General features: G+C 45.8%; 3 protein-coding genes. All 3 read right to left on the reverse strand.

The features are described 5' to 3' along the window. A partial coding sequence (locus B2633_RS05140; protein WP_483169591.1) for a MerR family transcriptional regulator occupies positions 1-1,043 on the reverse strand: 1,043 nt, incomplete at its 3' end. A gap of 48 nt (positions 1,044-1,091) precedes the next feature. Further along, positions 1,092-1,763 (reverse strand): class I SAM-dependent methyltransferase, encoded by a 672-nt coding sequence (locus tag B2633_RS05145; RefSeq protein WP_483169593.1) that lies wholly within the window; start codon positions 1,761-1,763, stop codon positions 1,092-1,094. Beyond that, positions 1,747-2,583: a hypothetical protein gene (locus B2633_RS05150; protein WP_483169595.1), complete on the reverse strand. Its 837-nt coding sequence runs from the start codon at positions 2,581-2,583 to the stop codon at positions 1,747-1,749. The genes B2633_RS05145 and B2633_RS05150 overlap by 17 nt, the downstream gene beginning before the upstream one ends. Between the last annotated feature and the right edge of the window lie 117 nt (positions 2,584-2,700).

Here is a 2,700-nt window from a genome sequence, read left to right on the forward strand (position 1 = left end):
CGGGGCTCCAATTCAAGCATTATCTCTGCTTTCCCAGAAGAAGATTTGCCGGAACAATTGCCATTCATGGTTTCATCACTTGAAATACGCCGCACAGGCGAGAGTAAATCCAACTGTCTTCTCGCATCCGGGGTTTCTTTAGCATGAAAAGTTACATAATCCAGGCATTCCTCAAGGCAATAGCGCATCTTTTCCGGACAATAATCCGCCTCGAAATCTTCACTGCTTACGATCCAATCTTGAAGCAGATCCCAGCGCTCACCAATCACCGACAAGTTTGCTGGCAGGGCAGCGAATAATCCTCCGGGGAATTCCTTTCTAATAAACGGTTCCGGAACTTTAAGATCCTCTGGAACCATCACCCACATTTCGTAGCCGTATTTTCCCTTGTCATCACTGAATCCAAGGCCAAAATATCGAAATCCCGACTCCTGATCCAGAGCATACTTCTTGATTAATCCGCCCACTTTTCCCCAGCAATCATCTTCAGGAGTATCGCTGACAACCGCATAGCTTGCAACGATTAGCTTCGGTAGTCTGATAATGCGCACTTCATTACTACTGGTATCTATGCCCGACATGACGATCGCCCTTTCCGAGAGGACCTTTTTGAGTGCTGATGTCAGCCGCCGAACAACCGCTGCTTCATTGGCGTCTGCCTCAGCGGCGTTTGCGTCATCAACGCCAAAGCTCGAGTCGCTTCCCAGGCTTTTATCAGCCTGCAGCATCGCCAGCAGTTGCCCAATCGCAGCCCCCAAAGCGCCCAACTCATCGGCCTTGCGATTTGTTGTTTTCAGATGCGCCTCGAGTGCCCCAACAGCCGCCGAGAGCTCACCGGTAACAAAAATGCGCTGAATGTCCCGAATGGGTAGATCGATCTTGCGTAGCAGTAGAATCTGTTCGATTTTCTTTAAATTCTGCTCATCATAGTACCGGTAATCATTTGCCATACGGCAACTTTTCAGAAGCCCGGCATCTTCCCAGAAGCGCAGGGTCCTGTTGGAAACGCCATAAAGAGCCGCCGCTTCACCAATTTTCAGCATCGCACTCACCCCCCTGCCTATAGCCTAAAGCTTTCCGCAAGGTCAAGGTCAAGAGGTTTTTATCTGCTCCAAGAGAAACATTCTGTTGGTCTGCTGATACTTGGGAAAATAGATTTCCTGATATTCGTGGAGCCGAAAGTACCCGGCCAAAAACTCTTTCCATTGTGCTGTCGTGTTGTTCCATAAGATTAACCCGTCGTCCAGCAGATTATCTTTGATCACCTTGATATCCCACTCTTTGATCTGTTCTGCGGTAATATATGGATTAAGTTTCACTAGTACTTTCCCGTTCACCCTTAAGACTCTTTGCATTTCGTGCAGCAGCATGGCGGCATCCTCAGGATATAAATTATCAACAATGTTCGACAATATTGCAGCGTCTACACTATTGGCATTAATATCCCTCAGCTTTTCGATCCCACCACAAATAAAGCGGAAATCGCCGCATGGCATTTGCGTCTTCTTACTGTTGGCCTTTTCGATACCTTTATCTGATAAATCAATACCAATATGCCCTTTCGTACCATGCAGAGCACATTTAAAAAGGATCGTTCCATCTCCGCAGCCGAAGTCCAAAACCGTTTCTGATCCGGCACACACCCATTGCAAACCTTGATCAAATAATTCGTTGCCAGTACTCGCCTCGACAGGTGCCTCCGGTTTTTCTTTGGCGAAGATTGTATTCCATTTTTCAGTACAACGATCATATTTTGGGTTCATGATATCCTCCATAACCAGAATCTGATCCATCCGTCGAACTGTTGCTGGCAGATCTTCCCGGGCCAGCTTCAAGTTCCCGGAGCCTAAGGTAAAGCAGCGTAGTGAAAGCTGTCTCGATTACCAGAAGGGCAACATCATAAAAAGAGATGGCAACATCATGCAGATAAATCACCCAGGCAGGCTGGCTGATCAATGTATCCGCAATATAAAAAGTATCTATTAGCGAAATAGTTATGAATATGGCGGAAAAGAGGAGCGTTCCGCCTACTATCTTCCAAAACCTACCGTCTACCAACCGGCTGCTATTTTTAAACGCACCAATCGCATGCTCCTCCAGAATGACACTATGCACTACGAACAAGTATCTGAAACTAAGATAAAAAAGAAAACAAAAAGCTGGCAACAGCACCAGAACGCCCACCGCCGGAATTACTATCGCCAAATAATAGATCAATAATATTGGCACCAGTATGATAAGCGCCAACTTCATCGTAGCTATAAATGCGCTCCAATACTTACTCCGCGTCACCTTTTTCATTTCAGCAAGCGAAAACTGATTACCATCATGCAATGAAGCGCTTGAGAAGATTATCGCCGCATTGATCCAAACGGTAATAAATACATCTGCCGCCCCTAACAGAAAAATGGTGAAACCGGAAATTTCCTCACCAAATAAAAATGCGTAAGTGCTTCCTGCTAACGATATTACGGCACCAATCAATGCAATACAAAACAACAATATGAAGTTCTTCCGCAAAAGCCTGAAGGTATCCCTGATAACATCCAAAATGCCTATGCGCTCCCCGTAGTATCTTACCATCTCAGCACCCCTTTATTTAAATATCGAAATTCATACTTTAGGCTGCCGTTCTCAAAACGGTTTCTATCCCAACTATACTTTCGTGAAATTCGAGATCCAGCCCCGTGTTACCTTCCA

It is taken from the genome of Syntrophomonas sp. UBA1041 (assembly GCF_002316705.1).
In the GTDB taxonomy this organism is placed as follows: Bacteria; Bacillota; Syntrophomonadia; order Syntrophomonadales; family Syntrophomonadaceae; genus DTU019.

Excerpts from the sequence above, each read along its gene's own strand:
- B2633_RS05145 (WP_483169593.1), bottom strand. The coding sequence starts at position 1,763 with ATGAACCCAAAATATGATCGTTGTACTGAAAAATGGAATACAATCTTC.
- B2633_RS05150 (WP_483169595.1), bottom strand. The coding sequence starts at position 2,583 with ATGGTAAGATACTACGGGGAGCGCATAGGCATTTTGGATGTTATCAGG.